This is a genomic window from Rhizobium giardinii bv. giardinii H152 (assembly GCF_000379605.1).
GTDB lineage: Bacteria > Pseudomonadota > Alphaproteobacteria > Rhizobiales > Rhizobiaceae > Pararhizobium > Pararhizobium giardinii.
Genome location: NZ_KB902746.1, coordinates 113585 through 138705 on the forward strand (window position 1 = coordinate 113585; position 25121 = coordinate 138705).

The window sequence follows — 25121 nt, forward strand, 5'->3', positions numbered from 1 at the left end:
TGAACGAAAAAACCGGTGGCACCGTCCGTTCAATCGTTTCCATGGAACATCTCATGGATAATGGCAACTCCACGCTGGCCATCCGTATTGCCGATCGCGGCCAGGGCTTCGAAGACCCGACGGGCGTCGCCATATCGCTTCAATTTCAGATAGGCATAGCCGCGAAGGGCCATCAGGTCCGTCCTTTCCGGCGTGATCTGTTTCAACTGGTCGAGCGCAAGCAAGGTTTCCCGCGGGCGGCCCGCATCGAAGGCGGCGACGGCCTTGTCGGCCAGGATGGCTGTCTGCAGTTCGAGGGCGCGTTGGCGGTTCTGCGGCGCCTTGACTGCCGCAACGGCAGCCTTGCTCGCCAATCCGGAACGCAGATAGGCCAGGCTCTGCCCATAAGCCGCGTCCTCCCGCGTTTTCGCCGACGCGCCGAGCAGGCCGACCTCGAAAGCAGCGGCTGCCTCTACCGGCCTGTTCAGCTCCATCAGGCACCAGCCGCGCGCCAACGCTGCATCTGGAGAAAGCGTTTGCGGGTTGATTGTCGTCCTGCAGCCCCGCACGGTTACAGCGCTTCTGCGCTGGCGGGGTCGAGCGGCGGTCTCCGGACGGGCATAGCCCCGGGGCTCTTTAGAAACCGCATCTATTCGCGCAGCCGGGCGGGCCCCGTTTTGGGTCGTTACCGTTTCCTCCGCATGCGGCAGCCTTTTCCGGACGGTTTCGGGTTCTTTTTCCTCTTCGCCAAGTTTGGCGATGCGCTCCGAGCGTCCGGCCCAGAGATGCTGGATCTCGGAAACGCCCTTCATGTCGTTTAGCTGCAGGTAGGTGATCGCCAGCCCGTAGGCGGAAGGCTCGTCGTCGAGCTTCCAGCCGAGCGCCGTCTTGAACCATTGCACCGCCGTCTGCGGCTGGTTCAGGGCGCGGGCGTACCAGCCGAACTGTTGCGCCGTTGCGGCATCCCGCGATTTGATCACCTCGGTGGCAATCCTCTTCAGGACTTCTGCCGTGATCGGAATCGGCGGATCAACTGCAAGCAGGTTTGTGGTCGCAGCCAGATACACCGCTTTCGCCTCCTTCGAGGCGTCGCGCCAGCGATAGAGCACGTTTTCGGCTTCGAGAGGCATGTTGCGATCGATCAATGTCAGCGCCAGCCCCTGTGAGGCGGACGCGGAATCCTCCTTGTCGCGGGCGCGCCGGAACCATTTTTCGGCGGCCTCCATGTCACCGCGCGGCAGATGATACCAGCCAAGCAACAGGGCGTCGGAGGCAAGCCCGCCAGTTTCGGCGAGCCGCTCGACGCGCGAAACATACTGGGGCGGCACGATAATCTTGCCGTCTGCATTGGCCTCGGCAATGAACCGGCGCGCAAGCTCGTCTCGGATGCTGTCGAATTCCGGCTTGCCATCCGGTGCCGTCTTCTCCTTGGTCAGGAGTTCCTCGACCGTTTTCGAGGGCAGTAAATCCGCGGCCTTCTGGATGGTGGCCAGACGTTCGGCGGGATTCTGGCAATTGCTCAGGATGTAGGTATAGGCGTCAGTCGCCCGCTGCGACTTGCCGGTCCGGAAAAGCGCTTCGGCAACGCGCCAGAGAACATCGACCTCGCTGCATGTCAGCAGACTGGTCGTCTGGGCGCCGATGCGCACGACCGTCTCGTATTGCTTGAGATCGGATGCATTGATCAATCGCAGCCGCGCCTCAGCCACACTCAAGCGTTCGAGCAGATCCGCAGGTGGCTGCCAGGCGGGATCCGCAGCTTGCCGTTCGGCGATCGCCTTGCGGACTTCGGCGTAGCGTGCCTGCGAATACAGTTGCCACATCGTCTCCAGTTGCTTGTCTTCGTTCGGAGGAATGGCCAGAGGGTCTTTGGGCGGAGTCCAATCGGGATAGAGCGCCTTCAGGCGCGAGATTTCCGCCTGCAGCCGTGCGGCATCCCCCTGGCTCGCGAAGTAGCGTAGCGCGCTTTCGTCAACCTCGGATGCAGTTGCCGCTGTAACCACTGTATCGAGCGGCGGCTGGGAAGGGCGCTTGATTTCCTGAAATATCGGCGGCTTTTCCTCCGCGGCCCGTAGGGATGGCTGTAGTTGCGGCTGGCCCAACGGCAGAGCGGAGCCGTTTTCACCCACAGGCGAAAAGGACTGAACCATATTCCTCACATAGTCGGGTTTCTTCATGCCGACGATGCCGACGGCCGCGATGATCGCTGACAATGCGATAATGGACGGCTTCATAAGCACTCCGGATGCTTTTCAGCAACGAAAGATAACCCCAATAAGTGGAGCGTCGAAGGATAATACAGCGTCGGCGTGAACTGCTTTACATCCGCCGGCAACGCTGTCTTGTCCACCACACAGGCCAGAATATGGTTAACAATTCGATAACCGGGGTCCGTAAGATTGCTTCTGGTTGCACCAGAACTCAAGTCCACAATTGTTATCGCGCCGCTGGCGCCGGACGTGGATTGTCGAAATCTTGAAAGCAGTTGCCGGTCCGTGACGGCGCCTCGTACGAGATAGAGCGGTATGCGCAGCGCATTATACCCATATTCAGCCGGAAAACCGGAGGCGGGCCTCGGGTCGGGTTTTAGGGAAATCCAGTCGGCGGGCAGTTGTTTCGGGCCGAAACGAAGCTCATCGACAAATGCGATCCCATCGCTGCGCAATTTTCCCCAAGCCGGCGACGGCGCCAGTTGGTCGAGAACCGGGAAGGCCTCGAAAACCCAGTAGGACGGGTTGATGACCGGGCCGTCCCTACGGTCGCCAGCCGAAAAGCCCATGGCGCCAGGCAGCAACAGCGTCCGGCCGCCTTCCTCGACAACGGTCTTTGCAAGGATGGCGCTAGCGATGGCTGCCCCGGCCGCCGTATAGTCCCTGCGGCCCCATTGCTGGCCGGCAAGGCCCAACGCGTAGGCGATCAGGATATCGCCATCGGTCGCATTGTTGACATCGGTGACATGCGGCTTGGCGCCTGGGCTCCATTTCCAGGCGGCAAGGCCGTCATTGCGCAGCACAAGCTCGGTGCGCGTGAAAGTCCAGATCAACTCAAAATCCGCCGGGCTGCCCGCCAGGACCGACAGCAGCAGGCCATAGCCCTGCCCCTCGCTGTGGCTGATATTGCCATTCCCGTCGTCAATGATCCGGCCACCGGGGTCGAGAAATTTCGTCTTGTAGGCTTGCCAGGCTTCGGTGCTGATCATCGGCTGTTGTGCCTCGGCCGGAGGGGCTTGCAGGCAGAGCGTAACAATGCCTGCGAGGAGCGCTGCAAGCAGTTTTTCCATTATTCCCGTCGCCCGAGATTGTTGAGCAGCATGGCGGTTGCAAGTCCCAGCATAACGCCCAGGCCTGCCAACAGCACGGCATAGGTCAGAATGTTGGTCGAAAGCCAGTTGGCGGCGATCAGCCGGTAGTTTGAAAGGGACGCTGGCTGGGTCTCGACGAAATCGAAGTCATTGATCGGTACGGTCGCGATCGTTTTGGTGCCACGCTCGTAGGTCGTGATATGACCGGCCAACTGTCCCCAGGTGTCCTGCGCGCTTACGGCCTGTACGCCATCGCGCAAGTCCCTTCCTGTCGGTGCCGCCACCAGGGACCACGTGCCACTGCCATCGGGGCTTGCGCCTTGGGCGACCAGCAGCGTCGTTTCACGCGAGGGCGCAAAGCTCTTCTCCGATACCGAGGCGAAACGCAACGAAGAAAGGGAAATGTCGAAATTCTCCTTCACCCAATCCTCGAACGCAGCGATCCAGCCGGCGAAAGTGCCGCCGCTCAGTTTTTCGCGCCACGCATCGAGGGCTGCTTCGGTGTTGACGCCGTCCTGCCCGTCCGGGTCCGATCCCCATGTCGTGCGACTTGTTTCGTCGATATTCATCTGCGTCAGAACCGTGTCCGGCATTTGCGAAAGGGCACCGATGAAGATTGCGCTTCGGCTGCCGATCGACGTGGGAGACGCCACGGTCTCCACGGGGATCGGGTGGCCGGTGCCAACCGCCAGCCGCCCGAGAAATGTGGCTGTTGCTGATAGCGTATCGGCATCGATGCGATCAAGGTAGAGGCGCGTGGGATCCAGGCTTCTACCATAGGGAAAACCGGTGCCGGCGGATGCGGCGAGATTGGGCAGTTGGGCGATGCGCGCAAAGTCGGGCATGTGGAATTCGGAGCTGTCAAACAGCGCAAACCGCGGCGTTTCGGAACCGGTCGCGCCGGGTGCGCAGAGCTTGTCATCCTCGGATTCGAGCATGGCTTCGATTGCGATCGTATTCACGCCCGGACGAAAATGCCGCATCGTCACGTTGATCGGCAGATGCCTGAGGATGCCACCGCCGTACGACGCAATCGGCACGGTCGAGGCAATATTTCCATTGACGTATACGTCGATGTGGCTGCCGGGTACAACGGTCGCAGAGTAGGCGGCGTCGAGAAGGATGACCGCTTCGCCATAGGCGTTGGCGTAGAAATCCGCCGGAACGCCGACCGTGAAATCAGTCCGAAACCGCCGGCCAGAAAATTCTTCGGTCTTGAAGCCGAGTTGGGAGAACCGCAGCCGCGTATCGGAGAAAAGGAAAGGCGCGTCGGGAGAGCGCCACCGCTGCGTCGTTATGACGTCGCGACGGACTGCGGGACCATTGACGTCGGTGGGTGCAACGATACTCTCGATGGCCGCGCCGATCGCCTGCCATGTCGGCCCGCTGACGACAAGCACCGGCGAGCCGGTCGCCGGATCTTCGACGAAACCGGCGACGGGGCCTGCACTGGCGGTGGCGGGCAATGAGGCAAGGAGGGGCTGAAGCTCGGCGGGCGTACCAACGAGCACCGCCAACTCGCCCGGCTTTGCTTCAGCCGCGCTGCGCGTGTCGAAGGAGAAGGACTGGTTCGGCATGCCGGCGAGAACAGCCAGCCCCTGGGCAAGCCGCATCAAGGGTATCGTCGTGCTGGGCTGATCCAATGCGGGCACTACGAAATTGAACCGGGTGAGGCCATCGTCGTCAACGCCGATCGCCCGGATATCGTCCAGGCTCCGGAACCCCCGCGCCTCGCTGCCCGAAAAGCTCAGAAAAGTCGTTTCCGCATCTACGTTCGACCAGAGCTGATAGGTCGATTCGATCGTACAGTCCGTACGGTGACGCTGGTCTGCGTGGAGGCGGATCAGGTTCGAGCCGGGCTTCAGCAGATCCCTCGGCACGGTGAAGCTCAAGTCGGATACGGTATCAGCGGACCGAACGGCTTCGTCGGCAATCTTCGTATCGTTGATCTCGACCGAAAGACGCGACACTTCCGGCGCGACGAAAATTGAGTTCTGATAACCGAGATTGAATTTTGCCCCCGTCGCCGCCTGCTGTGGCGTCAGATACACAGACCAGACCAGGCCCGCGGTTTCCCCATTGAGATCCAGATTGCCGTTTGGCAGAAGGTAGCGCTTGAACGCTTCGGCTTCGGGCGGTTGGGCGGCCGGTGTCTCGACCACAGGCCGGGAAGCCGGCTCGTCCCCTGTCCAGCCGTCGATCGGTGCGTCCGACGCCGGCCGCTCCGGCGTCATGTCAAAGGGCGCCTGCGCGCGAACCGGCAGACTGTGCGATGCAAGCAGGATCAATGCCAGCAGAACGGTCCTCGTCATCGTTTCGCCTCCGCAGCCAAACGGGCCTTGTCTCTCGCCCCTGGACTGCTGAAGAAATAGATGATGCCGCGGCTGGTCTGATAAAGGGCAAGCCCGAGGAACCAGATGGTTCCACGCAGCAAGCCCGGATTGCCGCGGCGCGACATCTGGAACTGCGTCCACTGCTGCGAATTCGCGAAAATGAGATCGGCGATCAGGCTGTGGTCGCGTGCTGCCTCCGGCAGGTAAAGGCAGCCGACGGTGACGATATCGCCGGCGACCTGAGTGTTACGGACCGCCACCGGCAGAATTTCCTCATGACCGCTGCTGTATGGCGTGAAGCGGATCAGGCCGCGCTTGTCCAACGGCAAGGTCCCCAGGTTCTTCGCATAAACATTGACGCGAGCGCCATTGACGGAAACGTTATCGATCGTGGCCGGGTACCATTGCTCGTCAAGCCCGAATTCGCATCGGCGCGCGACCTTGACCCTTCGGGTTGCCGTCAATTCGCCGCGCTCGGAGACAACGCCGAGCGCGCAGCCGGCAAGTAGGAGGTTGAGGAGGTTCCAGCCGCCGACGACAAGGGTGACGTCGGCCTTGTACGGTTCGGTGTAGACACGATAGGCAGTCACCAGGACGGCGAGCAACAAAACGGCGAAGATAACAAAGAATGGTCGGCTGATTTCCGACAGCCGGCTGACGAGGACGGATTCGTCCTTGGCGGTCACCTTGAAACTGGGCTTCCGGGGGTTGACGATGGCCGAGACGACGGCCGGCAACAGGTGGATCGTCTGCACATATTCGTAGAGCTCGGAGATCCAGGGCCAGCGGAACGAGCCGTAGAGGTAGTTCTGCATCATCAGGTTCACGAGCATATAGGCAAGCGTATAGCCGAGGAACTCGCTGCCGGATGCCGTGAAGATCTCCAGGTCGAAGAACAGGTAGAAAAGCGGCGCAAAAAGGAAGATCGTGCGCGGAAAGGGGAATAGCCAAAAGAGGGTCGATGACATGTAGCAGAGCCGCTGCGGGATGGACAGGCCACGCTTCAGCAGCGGGAAGCGGAACCGCAGGATCTGCATCATGCCCTGCGCCCAGCGGCTGCGCTGGCCGATGAAGCTGGCAAATGTCGCCGGCTGCAGACCGGCAATCAGCGGCCGGTCGACATAGACGCTGTTCCAGCCGCTGGCATGCAACGCGATCGCCGTTTCGCAGTCTTCCGTGATGCTGAGGCCGCTGAAGCCGCCGGTCTGGTCAAGCGCCTGCCGTCGCAGCACGGCGGCGGAACCACAGAAAAAGGAAGCGTTCCATTTGTCCAGGCCGCGCTGGATGATCCCGTAGAACATCTCGTTCTCGCTCGGCATCTTTTCGAAGGTCCGCAGATTGCGTTCCACGGGGTCTGGATTGAGAAAGAAATGGGGTGTCTGAACGAGGAACAGCTTCGGGTCGTCCTCGAAATAGCCTACCGTCTCGAGCAGGAAATCCCGGGTCGGGGCGTGGTCAGCATCGAAGACCGCAATCAGCTCGCCGGTTGAATGCTGCATGCCGTTGTTGAGATTGCCGGCCTTGGCATGCTCGTTACGGTCACGGGTCAGATAGCGTACGTCGAGATCGTTGCAGAGTATCTGCAGTTCCTGATGCCGGGCCTTGGCCATCTGGTCTTCGAGAAGGTTGGGCGACGTCCGCTTTTGCAGCGTGCCACCGTCATCGAGAAGCCAGACAGTCAGCTTCTCGGCCGGATAGTCCATGGCCTTCGCAGCCGCCAGCGTGTTGGCGAGAAGCTCGGCGTCCTCATTGTAGCTGGGGACGAAGACATCCACGCTCGGATATTTGCCTTCCGATGCCGCGCGCGACGGCCGCGGCGGCAGCGGCATCGAAACGACGAAAAGGCTGAGGCCTAGCATCATGACGCTGTACATTTCGGCCAGGTAGAGCAGAAAGCCGGGAATGAAATTTTCGAGCTGGTTGAACGGCGGCAGCGTGCTGGTCGTGCGCCAGTAGACATAGCGCATGACGATGGCTGTGCCGAAGGCAAGCGCGGTAAGCCGCCACGTCCCTTCCGCCCGCAATATCTTGATAACCGCCATGAAGGTGACGACGGCAATGCTGGCGATCAGTTGCGTTTGAAGGTTGATCGGCAGGGTAACCAGTGCAATCACGCCGAGGGACGTGATGATCCAGAAAAGGATAATGGCTACCTTGCGCATGGTGGATGCCCTTCAGGAGACCGCCCGGTGACAAGCCGTTCATGGCGGAGGCCCTTAAAACGCCATGGTCAACTCACTGCGATCAGCAATTGACCATGTCGAGGTTACTTGCACTGCGTGGTACCTCCAGACTGTGTCATACAGTCCGGCGAAGGAACAACGACGCCCCCTATATCCGTGCCTGTTGGTAAAGGAACCGTTTCACTCGAAGACGCTTGTTTCGCGGGCTCGACCTTCTCGACGCGCACGGCTTGCGATTGCCGAACGACGGGGCGAGGTTTCGTGCTTTCTACCCCCACGATGGCAGCATCGCGCAGTTCCTCTCTCTTCGGATAGATCGGGTTTCCGGTACGGCCCAAGGTCGGATCAACGCTCGGCGGTTCGCCATAGGGGTTCCATCCCGCTGCATTGAACGCGCCCCGAATGGTGTAGCCGTACATTGTACCGAGCAGCTTCTCTTCGCTCGCACCATCTTCGCAAAGACGAAGGCGGACCTGGATCGTGCCGCGGTTCTGGAAGACCGTCCTTGCTTCGTCGGGCGAGCGGATCTGCTGCCAGGCATAGAGACAGGCATCATTGCCGTGACCTCGGCCGTAAGCGTAGCTGAAAGGCCCGTAATTGTTCTGCAGGTAGAGCGGCGACTGGGCGAGGGCAACGCCTGGAAGCTCTCGGCGCATTTCCTTGGCAATGTCGCTTGCCCTGACAGAGGAATAGCCAAGCGCCTTCTGCCCATCCATCTGCAGGCCGACCGGTCCGAACATCTGTACGCGAAGGACGTTCTGCCCCGGGGTCGATGCAGAGGTAAACAGAAAGATGTCCTGCTGCGTGCTGTTGCTGAAACGGCGCTCGACGATGCTGACGACCGCCGGCCCGCCGGGCGGCGGCAGTGCAAAGGCTGTCTCGTCAGAAACTGTCACCGCCGTATCGGACAGCCGCACGCCGTCGCGGGCGCCGCAACCGGCAAGGCTGAGCGTCAGAATGATGCCGGCAAGCGCATACCGTGACGTTGGAATTTCTGCAGAAGACAATGAGCCCCCGTCTGTTTCCTGGCAGGAGGATCGCGGCGCATTTTCGAATCAAGCCGAGCCGAATCACAAGCCCATTGATAAATCATGCGCTTGCCTTCGGGAATCCCAATTCACCACGACGCACAATTGAAGATGTGAAAACGCTCGCCTGTCCCGCCCGGATCGACAACGCACAGTCTGTCTAGTCAAGGAAGACGCGAACGCTCGCGGCGCGGCCCGCCGCATCGATAACCGTCAGCGTCGAGTAACCGGCTCCATCGGGAACCCATTGATTGATGCGACGCCGGGATGTCTCCGGCAGCGGCTTGCCGTTTGCCAGCCAGCGGAAGGGTGCCCTTCCGCCTTGCAGCTTGAGGACCAATGGCATGGGGGTGCCCGTTGTATCGACCCCGAGTTCGACGCGGGCTCCCTCCGGGGGATAGACGATCTGCGGCGCCGGCTCACGGACGACCGCAGAGACGAGACCATTGGAGTTCAGCGAGAATCGCCGCTGGCTGATCGGCAGCTCGGACTGGGCGATCCGTGTCGCGCCTGCAGGCGCACGCGGTAGCGGCGTTGTCGCGACGCCGGATTTGGCGAACCCTTCGAACAGGATGGGTGCTGCCGATCCGTAGCCGGTCAGGCCTGGAACCGCCCCATTGTCCGGCCGGCCGACCCAGACGCCAAGGACGTGGCGGCCGTCGAATCCCACAGACCAGGCATCGCGGTAGCCGTAGCTCGTGCCGGTCTTGTAGGCGATGCCGCGCTGGACGGCTCCGGCCGGTGGCAGCACGCCTGACAGGACATCGGTGATCTGCCAGGTCGCGACCGGATCGAGCAGCGGCTCGCCTTCGATCTGGCCCGGCCGGTCCTGTATGCCGTCGCCAAGCCGCATCGGCTGGCCGCGGTTTGAAAGCGCCGCGTAGAGCTGCACAAGGTCCTTCAGAGTGACACCCAGCCCGCCGAGCCCGATCGCAAGGCCGGGAGCCTCGTTGGGAGGCAGAACCGGTCTGACTTCCGCTCGGCGAAAACGCATCATCATCCGGCTTGGACCGACAGCGTCCAGCAGCCTTACAGCCGGCACATTCAGCGACAGCTGGAGGGCCTGGCGGATGCTGACGTCACCCTGATAGGTCATGTCGAAATTGCGTGGGCGGTAGCCGAAGAAATCCGCGGGACGGTCCTCAATGATCGTTTCCTGCGAGACAAGCCCCTCCTCAAAGGCGAGGCCATAAATAAAGGGTTTGAGCGTCGACCCGGGCGAGCGGGAAACACGCGTCATGTCGATCCAGCCGGATCGGCTGGCGTCGAAATAATCGGCAGACCCCACCTCGCCGACGATCTCGCCGGTGCCCGCATCGGCCATGACCATGGCGATCGAAACTTTGGGTCCGAGTTTTGCCGCAGCGTCCTTCGCGACTGTCTCAAGTGCTTTCTGAATGGGCCGTCTGAGTGTCGTCTGGTGCCGCGGACCGTTCGGCTGTTTGCGCAGGGCCGCTTCCGCGACGTGCGCGGCATGGGTCGGAAGCTGCAGGCGGCGTTCCGGCACGGCGACCGCAGCGGCGCGCTCTGCCTCCCCTTCGCCGATCACGGCTGCCACAGCCATGCGTGTCAAAACACGTTGGCGCGCCGCTTCGGCGGCCTTCAGATGGCGGTCAGGCCGGCGCTTTTCCGGCAGTTGCGGCAGCGCCACAAGCAGTGCAGCTTCCGACACGGTCAGGCGCCGCGGCTCCTTGCCGAAATAGGCAAGGCTTGCGGCGCGGATGCCCTCGAGATTGCCGCCATAGGGCGCATGCGTGAGGTAGAGATCGAGGATCTCCGTCTTGCTCAGGCGCCGCTCGATCTGAATGGCGCGGGCGAGCTGGCGAAGTTTTGCCGTCAGCGAGCGGCCTTCGCGCGGTTCGATCAGGCGAGCCACCTGCATCGACAGCGTCGACGCGCCGGAAACGATCCGCCCATGCGTCGCAAACTGCCAGGCGGCGCGCATCAGTGCCCAGGGATCGACACCCTTGTGTTGCCAAAAGCGTTGATCCTCATAGGCAACAAGCATGCGGACGAACTGCGGATCGACATCCTTTGCCGTCGTTTTCAACCGCCAGCGACCTTCATGCGTCGCGAAGGCGCGCAACAGCTGGCCATCGGCGTCAAGCACCTCGGCAGAGACGGTGCGCGCCTTCTCAAGCGGCGGTGGATAGGCACGGTCGGCTGCCTCCAGGCCAGCCAGCACCGCCACGCCCAGAAGGGCGAGGCAGCAGAATGCAATGGAGGACTTCCGCCAGCGCGACATTATTCGACCGCCTGAACCTCCATGCGCCCCATCGCCGTGCGCGCGGAAAACTGCGGCCGGTACATGTCCTCGATGCTGGCAGCCGGGTGATCGTAGGTTCCCGGGGTGACTGCCCTGACGACATAGGCGACGGTGATCGCCCGGTCGTCGCCGCTCGACCGGTCGAAAGCCGCAACGAAACGGTCGCTGCGGAACTCGGTATGCGCGGCCTCGATCTCGCCGATCCATTCGAAGTTCGACAGCTTGGCGCTGTCGACGAGGCTCGGGTTGTCGATCTCGAAGCCCGCCGGCAGCAGGTCGGTGATCAGCACCCGCGACGGCCAGGCATTGCTCTCCGTGGCGTTGATGACGACCACATAGCGTTCGTTCTGCTTGGCCTGGGTGATGTTGGCTTCTTCGCCGTCCAGCGTGTAGTAGGTCCGCTGGATGGTGAAGCCATTGCCGCCGGCGGGCAGCGGGAAGGCGGGGGCCGCAACCGTGGTGACGACAGCGGTGACCGGATCGCTCGACCGGTTGCCGATCGTGATCGGCTGGTCGAGGATCGCATCGCCGGTGAGACGCGCCGCGTAACCGCCGCTACGCGCCGTTCCATTGATGTCAAGCTTCAGATCCTGGTCGCCGCCCTGAATGGCGCGGGCGGCAAGCAGGGTCCACATCTGCTCCTGCGTGCTTGTATAAGAGGTGCGCTCCCATTCGCGCGCAACGATCTTGGCGAGTTGCGGAATGATCGCGGGCACCGGGCGGCTTTCGGCCGCCAGCGTCAGCACCGCGGCATCGTCGCGGAGCGGCGAACCGTAGTCGGAGCGATCGAGGACGCTGGTCTTCGTGTCCGCGGCCATCTGCAGCGCCTCTGCAAAAACGCTCTGGGAGCGTTGCGCATCGCCGTAGAGCGCGAGCGCTGCCGCCAGATGCCCCTTCGACAGCGGTGTCGGGAACTCGCCGATCTTCGTGTTGGCATAATAGCGCAAGTCGCTGATGGCGGCCTTGCGATTGCGCGCCAGCACATAGAGGGCATAGGCGATCTCGTTGCCCTGGCTCTTCACGTCGACTTCGTAGCTCAGGGCATTCTGCAGATTGTCGAGCGCCTGCACCATGGCCTGGTCGGGCACCTGGAATTTCTGCTCACGCGCCCGGGTGAGGAAGTCGGTTACATAGGCATCCAGCCAGAGATCACCCGACCCCGGACCCCACAGGCCGAAACTGCCGGTCGAGGACTGGTAGGACAGGACGCGGTAGATCGCCTCCTGCACCCGTTTCTGGACGTCCGTATCCTCGGGCAGGCCGGACTGCTTCGAAAGCTCGCTCAGATAGAGCAACGGAAGCGCCCGGCTGGTCGTCTGCTCCGCGCAGCCATAGGGATAACGATCGAGTGAGGTCAGCAGCGCGGGGATATCGAATGCGGCCGAGCGCGTCACGCTGATGCTGACGGCTGACCCTTGCAGCATGCTTTCCGCCAACAGCTCGCCGTCCACCTTCAGGCTGGCATTCGGCTCGATGGTGACCGGATGACGTGTCGTCACCGGCAGCGCCGCTGGGCGAACCGGAACGAAAACAGATTGCTGCAGCGACAACCCATCGGCGCTCGTCAGTTCGATCGAGATAGCGCCGCTGCCAGGATGAACGCCCGAGAGTGGCAGCGTCAGATCGAACTTGCCGCCCGGTTTGACGTTGAAGGTCTGCTCGGCTTGGACCGAGTCGATAACGACGGAGGAGTTGCTGGTGACCTTGAGATTGAGGTCGCCGGCGGGACCGTCGGTATTGGCGATGTCAAGGCGCAACTCTGCCTTGTCGCCGGGCGCCAGGAATTTCGGCAGGCTCGCCGTCACCACGACCGGATCGCGAAGGACGACATCGGCGCTGGCGTGACCGACACCCCTCTTCGACCACGCAACCGCCATGACGCGGGCCGTGCCGTTGAATTGCGGGATGTCGAAACTGACGATCGCCTTGCCGCTGGCGTCGAGCTCGACGGGGCCTGAGAAAAAGGCCACGAGCTTTTCGCTCGGCGGGTTTCCCTGAAGCGGCAGCTGACCGCCATCGCCCCCCGTGCGCAAGCGCCCGGTGGCACCGAGCGATCCATCGATCAGGCGCCCGTAGAGATCGCGGATTTCGAGGCCGAGCTGCCGCTGACCGAAATACCATCCCTCCGGATCGGGCACTTCGTACCGCGTGAGATTGAGAATGCCGACATCGACGGCAGCAACGGTGACATAGGCTCCTTCACCCGCGCCTGCCCCGGCAACTTCCACGGGGATGTTGAGGGTCTGGCGTGGCAATGTCTTTTCCGGCAGGTCCAGCTTGACCGAAAGCTTGCGGTCGGCGGGATCGACGGTCAGCCATTTGATGCCGATGGCCCGCATCGGCATGCGGCTCTCCTGCGCATCGCCCGGACGATAGAGCGTCGCGGTGACATAGACGCCGGCGCCGAATTCTTCAGTGATCGGAATATCGATCTCGCCACCTTCTGCGGAAATGGTCGCCGTCTCTGTGGCGATCAGCTTTTCCGAACCGATCGTGACCAACGCCTCGCCTGCAAACCGCGGCGAGATCCTGAGCTTGGCTGTGTCACCGATCGCGTAGTCCTGCCTGTCGAGCGCGATTTCCAGGCCGTCCGGCGTCTCCGTCGAGGTCGTCGCGACATACCAGCCTGAATCGAATTCGACGCTCGATGCCGGGCCGTCGATATCGGCGGTCTCGACTTCGAGGCGGTAGCGCCCCCAGCCGGCCGACAGCGAAATCTCTCCCCCGTCCCTGGTGACATCGAGTTTGCCGGTCGAAACCTGTTTGGTCGAAATCACCGGCTCGTATTTCCAGGCGGAGCCGTCCCGGTACCACTGATAATCCTGCTCGACACGCAGCAGTTTCCAGATGAAGCCGGATCTTGCCTGCTTTTGGCCATTCGCGTCGATGGCGATGACATGAAATTTGCCGACAGCGTTTTCGGCGAGGTCGCCGGTGAATTGCGGCTTGATGCCGATCATGTCGCCTTGCGGCCGAACGGGCAGGACCAGCGACCGCTCGACGGCCCGGCCACCGGCCTCCTGAACGCGCACGGCGATCGTGGCATTGAGCAGTTGCGTGGTCGAAGGCGTTTCTGCCACATCGACGTCAAAGGTCGCCTTGCCATCCTCGTCGAGCGGCACCAGGCCCTCGAGCGGCGTGCGGCTGTCTTCCGTTGCTTCCTCATCGGCGAGCCCGAACGAATAGCCCTTGAAATCGGCACTTTCGCGGGTCGGCTTCAAGCCGACCTCACCTTCGAGCTCGAGCCCTGCCGCCGGCGCGCCATAGAGGAAGCGTCCATCGACGGTCACCGGGGACGGCTTGCCGATCTCGATCTGCTTGACGGCACTTGCCAGCTCGAACTCGACCCGATCGGGGACGAAATCATCGACCTGGAACTGCTTTTCGCTGATCGCCGTCCCCTTGGGATCGGTAAAGACCTGCACGGTCCAGGTTCCGCGCATGGCATTCGGCTGCAGGGCGTGATCGAGCGTATAGCCACCGGCCTGTCCGCCATCGCTGACGACGCGACGATCCTCCACACCGTCGGGTCGCATGAAGATGAAGGTCAGCGGCAGCTTCTCGATCGCAACCGAGGCGCTGTCGCGTGCAAGGGCCGAGACGTGCACGATCTCGCCCGCACGGTAGATGCCGCGTTCGGTCCATGTCAGGATGTCGATGGCGCCCGGGGCCACGCGACCGGTGACGCCACGGTCAGAGAGGTCAAAGCCGGCCCGGGTCAAGTCGAGGAAGACGAAATCATCATTGACGCCCTTGGCGGTGATGACAGCCGGGGTCATGGCGGCAGTGCCGCGCAGGAGACCGGCGTCGAAGGTGGCGCGACCATCGGCGTCCGTGATCACCGTCCCGAGAATTTCGTTGTTCTTGGCGAGCAGGGTCAGTTCGACGCCGGCGATCTGCTTTGCCGACGCCAGGGACCGGGCAAAGACGCTCAGGCCATCGGTGCCGGAATAGGTGGACAGGCCGATATCGGAAACGACGAACCACTGCGTCGCCTGGCTGTCCCACTCGTTCGTCGCTCCGGTTGCGGAGACCGCGGTCAGCACATAGACGCCGGGCTTGCGCTGCGGCAACGCCTCATCCACCGGGAAGCTCGTCACCACTTCCTTGTTGAGGTCGGTCGAAATATCGATCGAGCCCTGCCAGACCATCTCGCCGTTCTCGTCCCGGATCCGCTCGGCGCTGTATCCGTCGAGCTGGGTCAGGAATTGCGAGGATGTCAGCAGCGAGGCGATGCTGCGGTCGCCGATGCGGTAGAGCTTGAGATTTGCGCTCGTCGTGTTGACCGAGACAATCGGAATGCCGCGCCGGGCCGTCTCCGGCAGCACGAAGCTGTCGCCGGTGAAGCGAACCATCGCTGCCCGGTCCGGAATAAAGACCTCGAGATTCACCTGGGCGTCGAGCGGTTCGTCTGCGATGGCCGATGGCAAGCCCTTGCGAAAGGCCAGCTTGTAGCGCTGGCCGTGGTTCAGGCCTTCGACGCAGATTTCACTGCCCTTTGCCTCCAGCGCTTTGGGCGCGGCGCCATCGAGCGTGACGAAGGGCGTATAATCCGCTTTGATCAACGGCTCGGAGAACTGGGCGCAGACCCGTGGTACCGCACTGTCGGAATCGACCGTATGGTCGGTGACGCGGAAACCCTGGCGGGTTTTCAGTTCGGCATAGGCGGCGCGAACCGCCTTTGTCTCGGCGAGCGCGAGGCTCGCCTTGTAGGCACCAAGAGCTGCACGGAAATTCTCCGAACTTTCGAGCGCCTTTGCCAGAACCGCAAGAGCCTGGGCGCGCGACTGGGTCGTGCGTGTCAACTGATATCCGTTGATGGCCGCAAGCGCGGCCTGCGTTGCGAAATCGGTATTGCCATAGACGCGGTTGGCGGCGCGCGCCGCCTCTATCCACAGGGCACCGTCATCAGGAAGGATCGCCAGGGCACCCTGGAAAGCTTTGAGTGCCGGGGCGATGTTGCCGGCCGCAAGTTCGCGATGGGCAGTCGCAATCAGGCCGTTAAGCCCCTGCCCTTCCTGATCCGCTTCCAGCGCGAGATTGTCCTTGGCTGCGCGGGCGTCGGCGAGCAGCTGCTCGCCGAGGAACGGCAGTGCCGGCGGCGCACCGATATCCGGCTCATTCGAGGCGGCTTCGACGATCTTGCCGGCAATCGCGCCGTTGAATGTGTTCAGCCTGTTGTAGTCGGATTTGAGGAAACACCATTTCACCTTGGGATTGTAGGTGAAGGCACGGCAGGCGGCGTCGGCGATGCAGACCTTTTCACATTGGCCGAGGGTGACGTTCTGCTCGGTGCGCAGGTCAAAGCCGAAATAATCGCCGTTTTCCGTCGTCACGACGTGCCGGCTCGTTTCCGCCGCGTGGGTCGTGGGTGAAAAAGCAAGGGCAGCGAGAATAATGGCTGAAAATCGGATAAACGCGCGCATAGACATAAGTCCTCCCCAACGCTGCCGTTTTGACCGGTCGTACTCTTCAGACTTGTCAGTCGCTTGTCAACCGAAACGGGCAGCGACCGATCTGTGGTCACTGCCCTGGTTAACGGTTGAACATCACAGTTTAATCGCAGGACACTCTATAAAAATCCGCAACTCCAGATATCCTTCAAGGAAAGGCATCGGGTTGACGTCGGCTCGGTCAAGACTGGGAAACCCAGAGTGTCGGTCGATGGTCGCCCGCGATCGTCTCGCCGAATGGACCGGTGTTTGTGCTGGCGGAATAGCTTTTCACGGGATGGTTGAGCGGCAGGTTCGGAAGCACCAGCTCGCCGAACTTGTAAGCTTCTTCCAGATGCGGATAGCCGGAGAGAATGAAGGTGTCGATGCCGAGCTGGCGATACTCGTCGATCCGCGCCTTTACCTGGTCGGGATCGCCGACGAGCGCTGTCCCCGCGCCGCCACGCACGAGGCCGACGCCGGCCCACAGGTTCGGACTGATTTCCAGCTTGTCCTTGCGGCCGCCATGCAGCTTGCTCATCCGGCTCTGGCCAACTGAATCCATCCGCTGGAAGACCTTTTGAGCCGCCGCGATCGTGTCCTCGTCGACATACTTGATGAGCTCCTCGGCCGCAGTCCAGGCCTCCTTTGCCGTCTCTCGGACAATCACGTGGAGCCGGATACCGAAGGTAACCTCGCGGCCTTCGGCGTCGGCCAGCGCCCTCACCTCTGCAATCTTCTTCTCGACCTCCTCCGGCGGTTCGCCCCAAGTGAGATATTTGTCGATCGTGCGCGCCGCGACCTGCTGGCCGACGCCGGAGGAGCCGCCGAAATAGAGCGGCGGATGCGGATCCTGGAACGGTCGGAACAGAAGCTTTGCATCTTCGATGTCGAAATGCTTGCTCTTGACGGTCACATCCTCGCCGCGCAGCACGGCCTTATAGATGTCGAGGAATTCCTCGGTGACCTCATAGCGTTCCTCATGGGAATAATGAATGCCGTCGCCCTTGTTCTCTATCGGGTCGCCGCCGGTGACGACGTTGATGAGCAGCCGTCCGCTCGATAGCCGGTCGAGGGTTGCCGTCATGCGGGCTGCAAGTGTCGGGCTGAGCAGGCCGGGGCGAACGGCGACCAGGAAGCGCAGCTTCTGCGTCAGCGGCGCCAGCGCCGAGGCGACGATCCAGCTGTCCTCGCAGCTTCGGCCGGTTGGGATCAGCACGCCGTAATAGCCGAGGTTGTCAGCGGCCTGGGCGATCTGTTTCAGATAATTGATATCGACGTTGCGGCCACCGACAGAGGTGCCGAGATAGCGACTCTCTCCATGGGTCGGCAGAAACCAGAGAACGTTGATTTTTTCAGGAACGGCGCTCATGTGCGATTTTTCTCCAATGCCTAGGGAGGTGTCATTCTGGCTGACAGTGTTCCCCGACAGGACGTCGACTACAAAACAATTATATCTATAAAATTTATGGAGTTTAAAAAATCCGTCCTCCCCGCACGCCGTTCATGAGGCGTTAAATTCAAGGGTCCAACACGGCGACCTGCAGGTCGGAACTCGACGCGAACCAAGGGCCGCGGCATCAGATCACAACCAGACGGGATCAAAAATCGGTCAGCCCGCCTGCAATTGCGGCCGCAATTGCGCATTGACCAGTGTTGCGGCGGCGTAAGCCTGTGTCACGATCTCCGGAACGAGATCGATATCTGGAAGCGAGCCGAGACCGAGGGGGCCGATGGCGAAGAGACCGGCGGGCCTGCCCCTGGGTGTCAACAGTTCGCCCGCAGGATTGACCGCAAGACCAAGACCGAGTTCATCCGTGGTTGCGAGACCGGCGGAAAGCAGCTCGGCGATGACGGGGTCCTTCAAATCGGGCGACAGACAGCGACAGTCGATAACTTTGTCCGCCGCGAACTGCTCTTCGGCCGACCCACCGGCCCAGCGCACGACAAGTCCGCCCGGGACGTGCCGCAGCGTGGTCCCTCGCTTCAATTGGGTCAATCCGCCTGCCAGTTCCCGTTCCAACCGTGCATGCACGTCCGCCGGAAGCCGGTTGCGATGGCTGTCGTAGATGGCCCTGAGATGACGATTGAATTGCCGTTTCTCGCTCGGCGGCAACGAGGCCCACAAGGTGCGGGCACGCTTGCGCAGGCCGTTCATCGCCGCCTGCCAGCTCCAGCCGTTTTCTTCGGCTTCCGCGCACGCATTGCGGACGAACCGGACGATATGGCGAAGCTGCGATGGCATGGGCTGCGACGGGAAGACAGCATCCGCGGGCATGCGCGTGTGCGGCTGCGGCAGGAACCCGCGGCGTGACAGGATCGTGATGCGCCCGGCAAATCCGCCGTCGCGCAGTTGCAAAACCTGATCCACAGCCCGCAGGCCATTGCCCATCACGACGACATGCTGAGCATTGCCGGAGGATCCCGGCAGAGCGCCCGCACCATCGTGCTCGTTCGTCTCCGGTGGAGGAGCCTTCAAGCCATAGCCGGTTGCCAGAACTACAGTGTCGCAAACAGCCTCGCTGCCGTCAGCCAGCCTCAGCGTGAACATGCCATTGTCGCTGCGCTGGATCCTCGAAATGCCTTCATTGGACATCTGGACGCTCACATCCGTGCGCTGGGCCAGAGCTTCGGAAAATCGCTGATAGACATAATCGCTGAAGGTAGCCTTCGGCACAAAGATCTGGCCGAATCCCGGGATCGCAGCGGAAACCGCTTCCCGAAAATGCGCGTTGGCCTGAAGCCAGCGGGTGAAATCCTTCGGCTCACCGGTCGAGACGGAGAGATCGCGCGCGCGGCTATTGAGGATTTCGGTGGAGCGGGCCGTTGCCAGCGCCTGGCCGCCGCTGATGATCGGCTGCGGATCGAACATGCGCAACTGGAACGGCTGGCTGACTGACTTCAGAAGAGCAATCGCCATCATCAGACCCGAAAAGCCGCGGCCGACGATGGCGATCTGAGCGGGCTGGCCGCCATAAGGGTAAGACGCGAAACCGTGAACCGTCATATCATCCCCTCCCCCGCATCATGCGGCTGGATTGTTGAACATCGGCACTGTCACTCATACGCCAGTTCAAAATATACGACATTCTCTATGTTTTTTGTCATTTAAGCACGGGCAACACACGGTAGCAAGTCGTTTTCACGCCCTGTAATTTTTCGATACATTGCCGTTACTTAGTAGGATTTGGATGAATGGTTTGCCCCTGGGACACCCAGAGGCTTTGGTTTACGCAAAAACCTTAACGATCGACGTGGTCTGAGCGCAGCTTTTCGAACCGGCGGATAAAGGCATTGATATCGCTGCCCGTGCGCCGCAATTCTCGCTTGCGGATCAGCACGCACATAATGCGTGCCGCAGTGGAAAAGGTCATCTCATCAAGAGGGCTGTCGCTGCTCCAGGGCTTTGTCAGGCGCTCGGTAATGGCACTGACCATGTTGTTCGGCAGAATGTCCGTGCAACCGCGCATATGATCGAAGACGACGTCCAGAACAATTGGCATTCCTTGAAAGTATACCGTCGGAGTCTCTCCGCCATCGACCCAGTCGTCATAGGCTTCCAGGGCGTCGCGGAACAGCTGGTGTAGCGTGATCGGCGCGTGTCCTTCATGGAGTTGTGGGAGCCGGTTGTTCATCTGCGCATCCTCGCATCGTTGCAAATCACGGTGTTTGATGTCGACAGAAATCGACCCGACGCCTAACGCACGACGAAACGGATTGTTCCAGCCCATTGACGGGAAAAATGCGCGTTCCTTGCGTCTCGCGCTGACGGGCACGCGTGACGGCTGGCGCCAGGAAAGATCGCCGCACCTTCTATGTACCACCGTTTCCCTGCGTCGAGGATCCAACAGGAACGCGCCATACGTTGCCGAACCCGGCTACGATGTCCAGCCCACGGGTCCATGACGTAAAACAAAACTGTCTAGGACGGTCCCTGCTCCTTCAGTCCCTGGCATTCGATCAATTCGATCCGGCCCTTGCCTTTGATGTCCACGAAGCCCAGGGAGCGCCCGCGACCCCGATCGCGAATGCGATGCCAGGTGGCCCCACTGGTCGCAACAGTCCCCGGGTTAGCGTGAGCTGCGATCCGGGACGCCATATTCACCGTGTCACCCCACAGGTCAAACAGGTATTGTCGGTGTCCGATGATGCCCGCCACGACTGGTCCGAACTGGACGCCGACTCGAACCTCCCAACTCGGTTCGGTGCGGCGTGATGCCGTGACCATGTCCAGTCCGCATTGCAAACTGGCAAAAACCGGATCTGGCACGGGAGTGAACAGGCCGGCTGTAGCCATGAAGGCGTCGCCGATCGTTTTGATCTTCTCCATCTCGTGCTGACGGACGATCCGTTCATATTCCTCGTTCAGAGCCTGGAGATGCTCCACCACCTTCTCCGGCGGATTCTCGTCGCAATAGGCCGTAAAGCCAACGATATCGCAAAATAGCACCGCGACTTCCTCGTAGCGACGGGGGCGGACGGCATTGGTCGCTTTGAGCTCGCGTACAGCGCCGGGAGGAAGCATAGCGTACAGAAGCTCGTCTGCTCGGCGCTTTTCGTTTTCGATCTGCTGTGTATAAACCGCCTCTTGGTCGCGTAGTTTCTTCTTTTCCAGGCAGGCGGCCAAACGCGCGCGCAAAAGAACCGCGTTGAACGGCTTGGCCAGATAGTCCTCTGCACCTAGGCCAATGCAGCGCGCCACACTGTCGATTTCGTCGACGGCCGATATCATGACAATCGGAATATTGCGCAGCGTCGTGTCGGCCTTGACCTCATGGAGCACTTGGTAGCCGTCCATTTCCGGCATCGTTATGTCGAGCAGCACGAGGTCGAATGGCCTTGTCGCCAGCAGTTCGAGCGCCTCCCGACCATTGCTGGCGCATGCCACGTTTCCGTAGCCTTCTCGTTTGAGCCGCTCCGTCAATGTGAAGCGATTGTCCTCGTTATCGTCGACGACGAGCAGAGCAGGCCCAATTTCGCTCATGATATTGTCTCCCTTGGAAGCAGAGCCTTGATTTTTGCAAGCAGGCGCGCGAACTCGACGGGTTTGGTATCGAAGTCATCGCAGCCCGCTGCCAGTGCTGTTTCGCGGTCGCCAGGCATCGCGTGTGAGGAAAGCGCGATCACGGGGATGTCGCGCGTCGTAGCCAGGGCCTTCAGACGCCTGGTGGCCTCCCAGCCGTCAACGACGGGAAGACTCAAGTCCATCAGGATAAGCGACGGTGCGTCCGATCGCGCACGCGCCACACCTTGCTCCCCATCGGTGGCGACGATGACCTCGTAACCTTTGCGTCTGAGCCGCGTGGACAGCATATAGATGTTGTCCTCATTGTCTTCGACATAAAGGATGCTAACCATGCTGGTGATCCTTGTCAGGCGAGTTCCGTTTAAGACTGTACAGCGCAATAGCCTTGCGCAACTCCTCAAGAAGTTCGTTGCGGCTGAAGGCAGCTTTGGCGAGCACACGCTCGACGCCGCCGCTAAGACGCTCATGGTCCTCCTCACTGAGGGTCGCGGCTGTCACCACCACGACAGGCACCGCCTTGAACGCGGACCGCTTGCGCAGTTCGACAAGAAACTCGAAGCCGTCCATTTCCGGCATGATGAGGTCCAGAATGATGACGTCGGGACGCTCATGGATGACACGTTCCAGCGCGAACCGGCCATTCTCGGCCTCGTCGACGTCGCAACCCTCTGTACTCAATATGCGACGCCATTGCTGACGTGTGTCCTCATCATCCTCAACGATCAGAACCCGCGGCGCTGAGCCAGGCGCCCCCGACCAGAGTTTTGCGATGAGTTTCCGCAGCGCATCGCGCTCAATCGGCTTAACCATGTAATCGGCGGCCCCGAGCGCGTACCCTCGGTTCCTCTCGTCGGCCATGGTGAGCATCACGACGGGGATCGTCGCGAGCTCAGGATCCGCCTTCAATTCCTGCAGGACGCTCCAGCCGTCGCAACCCGGCATAAGCACATCAAGGGTGATAAGTGCCGGCTTCAGTTGCCGCGCCAGTTTAAGTCCTTCCATACCGTCCTTGGCCGTCACCACATCGCAGCCCTCGCGGACCAGAAATCGCCGCATCTGGTCGCGCACAGCCTCATCATCATCAACGACGAGGACGACGTTCGAGAGGCGAACAAGCTCGGCGGCGGAGACCCCACGGACCGGCGGCTGTGCCTGCGTGGTAGGCGCCTCGATCGCCGACGGCAGCCACACGGTAAACTTGGTACCGACGCCGGGAGTGCTGTTCACGGTTATGTCACCACCCATTGCGCGGCACAGGCGCTGGCTGATGGCAAGCCCTAGCCCGGTGCCGCCGTACTTGCGCGTAGTGGAACTGTCGGCCTGGCTAAACTCCTGGAACAGGTTCTTCATCTGCTGAGGCGTCATGCCGATGCCGGTATCGGCAACCGTCAACAACACGCCCTTGGCATCGTCGACCTTCATGCACGTCGCCGCGATCGTGACCTGTCCATTTTCCGTGAACTTGCATGCATTGCTCAACAGATTGAGGAGGATCTGACGTACCCGAAGCGGATCGCCGCGCATGCTTCCAATGTCATCTGGGCACTTCGCGATCATCCCGTTTCGGTTCTTCCGGGCAAGTGGCTGCACGGTTGTCGCGGCCTCGTGAACCATACCTGCGATGTCAAACGTCTCGATATGCAGTTCCAGGCGGCCGGCCTCGATCTTGGCAAGATCAAGCACCTCATTAATGAGCTTCAGCAGATGCTTTCCGGCACGCGTGACCCGCCCAAGTGGTTCGATCAACTCGCCTTGACCGGCTTCGTTGGCATCTTCCTGCAGCATTTCGGTGATGCCCAGGATGGCGTTCAACGGCGTGCGCAATTCGTGGCTCATGCTTGCAAGAAACTTGCTTTTGGCCTGTGTCGCCGCCATGGCCGCATCCCGCGCGAGCTCGAGCTCGGCTTCGTGCTGCTTGAGCTTGCTGATATCCGTGTAGACCGCGACCGTACCGCCGCCTGTTATGTGCCGCTCGTTAACCTGAACCCAGCGGTCCTGGCTGCGGTGTTGAACCAGCGTCTGCTTAGGATTGCGATGTGCCTCAAGCCGCGCGGCGACCCACTCCTCCTCTTGGCCCTTTGCATCCTCGACGAGGCCCTGTGTCACCGCCTTTCGAACGATGGTCTCGAATTGTGCACCTGGGACAACTGAATCGGCTATGCCGGGATAGAGGATTTCCCTGTAGCGGCTGTTGCACAGGACAAGACGGTCCTCGGCATCGTAAAGGGCGAAGCCTTCGGAGATACTTTCGATTGCATCGACGAGGCGCTGGCGCGCTTCGGCGACTTCGCGCAGGTTCTTTTCCTCGATCTCGACGGCGGTGTCGCGGAACAGTTGCAGCGCTTGGGCCATGCGACCGATCTCGTCGCGGCCCGTAGCAGGCAGTGGTGCCCGAAGGTTGCCTCCGGCGATGGCAAGCATGCTCTGGCTCAACCCCGCCAACCGGGCAAGAAGACTGCGGTCAACATAGAGCCAAACAATCAAAACCGAGCTGAGAAGGCTCAGGACGGCCGAACCAAGGACAACACCGGTACCGACACGCTGGACGGTTGCAGCTTCGCGGCCAGCCGCGGAGATGTCGCGATTGGCCGCACCAACAAGACGGTTCGCGGCACCGGTTAAATTCCGCGACAGCTGGTCATTCTCCAACAAGAGCGCTCCGCCCTTCGCGAGCACTGCGAGCTCTACTTCGCGCGCCTTCAGGATGCTCTTTGCACCGTCGATCAGCGCCTCGAACTCGTTAACGCGCTGGCGGAACCGCGTTCGCAGCTTCTCATCGATCTCGGGTGTCGCCGCAGCGAGGGACGCAACCGAGCGGCGCAACGCAAAGGACATCAGCGCCAGATCGCCGGCCGTCGGCGCCACCGCCGCCTTGAGCAGCGCTTCATTGATTGCAGAGATCTCTCTTTGCGCCTTCTGTTGTGGGATGTAGGAAGAAATTGCACGCGCAAGATCTGTTGTCGCCGCAGCACGCACGTCGGGTGGGGCGGCAACGTCGGCAACCGTGGCGCGCCATTGTGGGATCTTAGCATTCATCACCAGAATAGCAGGAGCCACGAGACGCTCGCTTGCGGTTGTCGTCGCCGACAAACGGCGCAGGAGGTCCTCCTTGCGTGTGACCACGATGAGGCGAGCGGCGACAAGATCGTCGAGAGCTTTGAGATTGCGCCGCAGCCCGATCACCGCGCTTTCGATCTCAGCTAAGGCCGCGGCGTTGACCGCGGTGCCCTTGAGCGCGGCGAGCAAATCTTCGAGGCGCGCCATCTCCGATCCAATCGCAGCCGAGACCTCCTTGTGCTGGACCGTGCTGGTGGTAGCAAGCACGGCCGGCGCAGTGGCGGCGACCCGCTCAGCTTGGCGGGAGACTTCGAGCGATCCGAGCGCGGATGGGACCCTGCGATCGGTGATCCGCTCGACCACCGCACCCACCTGGAGGAAGGCATACACGGCCGCTGCGGTCGCGAGCACCGCGAAGGTGCTGATCCCAAAAAAAGCGAAGAGTAAACGGCCGCGTATGCCGAGACGTTCAAACATCGCGGCGACCCATCGATCCGGCTGATGTGGTCAACATGG

Annotated in this window: 13 protein-coding genes and 1 pseudogene; all 14 read right to left on the minus strand. The window is 61.5% G+C overall.

The window, feature by feature from the left end; all coding sequences use genetic code 11:
- Nucleotides 1-29: 29 nt before the first annotated feature.
- Nucleotides 30-2213 carry a hypothetical protein gene (locus tag A3AY_RS0132460; RefSeq protein ID WP_018329835.1) on the minus strand — a complete coding sequence of 728 codons (2184 nt, stop codon included), beginning with the start codon at nucleotides 2211-2213 and terminating at the stop codon, nucleotides 30-32.
- The gene (locus A3AY_RS0132465) at nucleotides 2210-3259 is read right to left on the minus strand and encodes a family 8 glycosyl hydrolase (RefSeq protein ID WP_018329836.1); all 1050 of its coding nucleotides are present in this window, start codon (nucleotides 3257-3259) and stop codon (nucleotides 2210-2212) included. Before A3AY_RS0132465 ends, A3AY_RS0132460 begins: the two co-directional genes overlap by 4 nt.
- Nucleotides 3259-5592 carry a cellulose biosynthesis cyclic di-GMP-binding regulatory protein BcsB gene (locus A3AY_RS0132470; protein WP_018329837.1) on the minus strand — a complete coding sequence of 778 codons (2334 nt, stop codon included), beginning with the start codon at nucleotides 5590-5592 and terminating at the stop codon, nucleotides 3259-3261. The genes A3AY_RS0132465 and A3AY_RS0132470 overlap by 1 nt, the downstream gene beginning before the upstream one ends.
- The gene (bcsA, locus tag A3AY_RS0132475; protein ID WP_018329838.1) at nucleotides 5589-7775 is read right to left on the minus strand and encodes a UDP-forming cellulose synthase catalytic subunit; all 2187 of its coding nucleotides are present in this window, start codon (nucleotides 7773-7775) and stop codon (nucleotides 5589-5591) included. Before bcsA ends, A3AY_RS0132470 begins: the two co-directional genes overlap by 4 nt.
- A 104-nt stretch (nucleotides 7776-7879) precedes the next feature.
- Nucleotides 7880-8803 (minus strand): cellulose biosynthesis protein BcsN, encoded by a 924-nt coding sequence (bcsN, locus tag A3AY_RS0132480; protein ID WP_018329839.1) that lies wholly within the window; start codon nucleotides 8801-8803, stop codon nucleotides 7880-7882.
- 181 nt (nucleotides 8804-8984) lie between these two features.
- Complete coding sequence (pbpC, locus tag A3AY_RS0132485) at nucleotides 8985-11069, minus strand: penicillin-binding protein 1C (protein WP_018329840.1); 2085 nt, start codon at nucleotides 11067-11069, stop codon at nucleotides 8985-8987.
- Complete coding sequence (locus A3AY_RS0132490) at nucleotides 11069-16516, minus strand: alpha-2-macroglobulin family protein (protein ID WP_018329841.1); 5448 nt, start codon at nucleotides 16514-16516, stop codon at nucleotides 11069-11071. The genes pbpC and A3AY_RS0132490 overlap by 1 nt, the downstream gene beginning before the upstream one ends.
- A gap of 208 nt (nucleotides 16517-16724) precedes the next feature.
- Complete coding sequence (gene ssuD / locus A3AY_RS0132495) at nucleotides 16725-17894, minus strand: FMNH2-dependent alkanesulfonate monooxygenase (protein ID WP_018329842.1); 1170 nt, start codon at nucleotides 17892-17894, stop codon at nucleotides 16725-16727.
- A 240-nt stretch (nucleotides 17895-18134) separates the two neighbouring features.
- The gene (locus tag A3AY_RS0132500; protein ID WP_018329843.1) at nucleotides 18135-19529 is read right to left on the minus strand and encodes an FAD/NAD(P)-binding protein; all 1395 of its coding nucleotides are present in this window, start codon (nucleotides 19527-19529) and stop codon (nucleotides 18135-18137) included.
- A gap of 235 nt (nucleotides 19530-19764) precedes the next feature.
- Nucleotides 19765-20157 carry a BRA0787 family protein gene (locus A3AY_RS0132505; protein WP_026204060.1) on the minus strand — a complete coding sequence of 131 codons (393 nt, stop codon included), beginning with the start codon at nucleotides 20155-20157 and terminating at the stop codon, nucleotides 19765-19767.
- 287 nt (nucleotides 20158-20444) lie between these two features.
- Nucleotides 20445-21506: an adenylate/guanylate cyclase domain-containing protein gene (locus A3AY_RS0132510; protein ID WP_018329845.1), complete on the minus strand. Its 1062-nt coding sequence runs from the start codon at nucleotides 21504-21506 to the stop codon at nucleotides 20445-20447.
- Nucleotides 21503-21880, minus strand: coding sequence for a response regulator (locus A3AY_RS0132515; protein ID WP_018329846.1), 378 nt, complete (start codon nucleotides 21878-21880; stop codon nucleotides 21503-21505). The genes A3AY_RS0132510 and A3AY_RS0132515 overlap by 4 nt, the downstream gene beginning before the upstream one ends.
- On the minus strand, nucleotides 21873-23162 hold the full coding sequence (locus A3AY_RS40965) for a response regulator (protein WP_420864900.1): 1290 nt from the start codon (nucleotides 23160-23162) through the stop codon (nucleotides 21873-21875). The genes A3AY_RS0132515 and A3AY_RS40965 overlap by 8 nt, the downstream gene beginning before the upstream one ends.
- A 51-nt stretch (nucleotides 23163-23213) precedes the next feature.
- Nucleotides 23214-25082: pseudogene (locus A3AY_RS40970) on the minus strand (PAS-domain containing protein); the annotation flags it as partial.
- Between the last annotated feature and the right edge of the window lie 39 nt (nucleotides 25083-25121).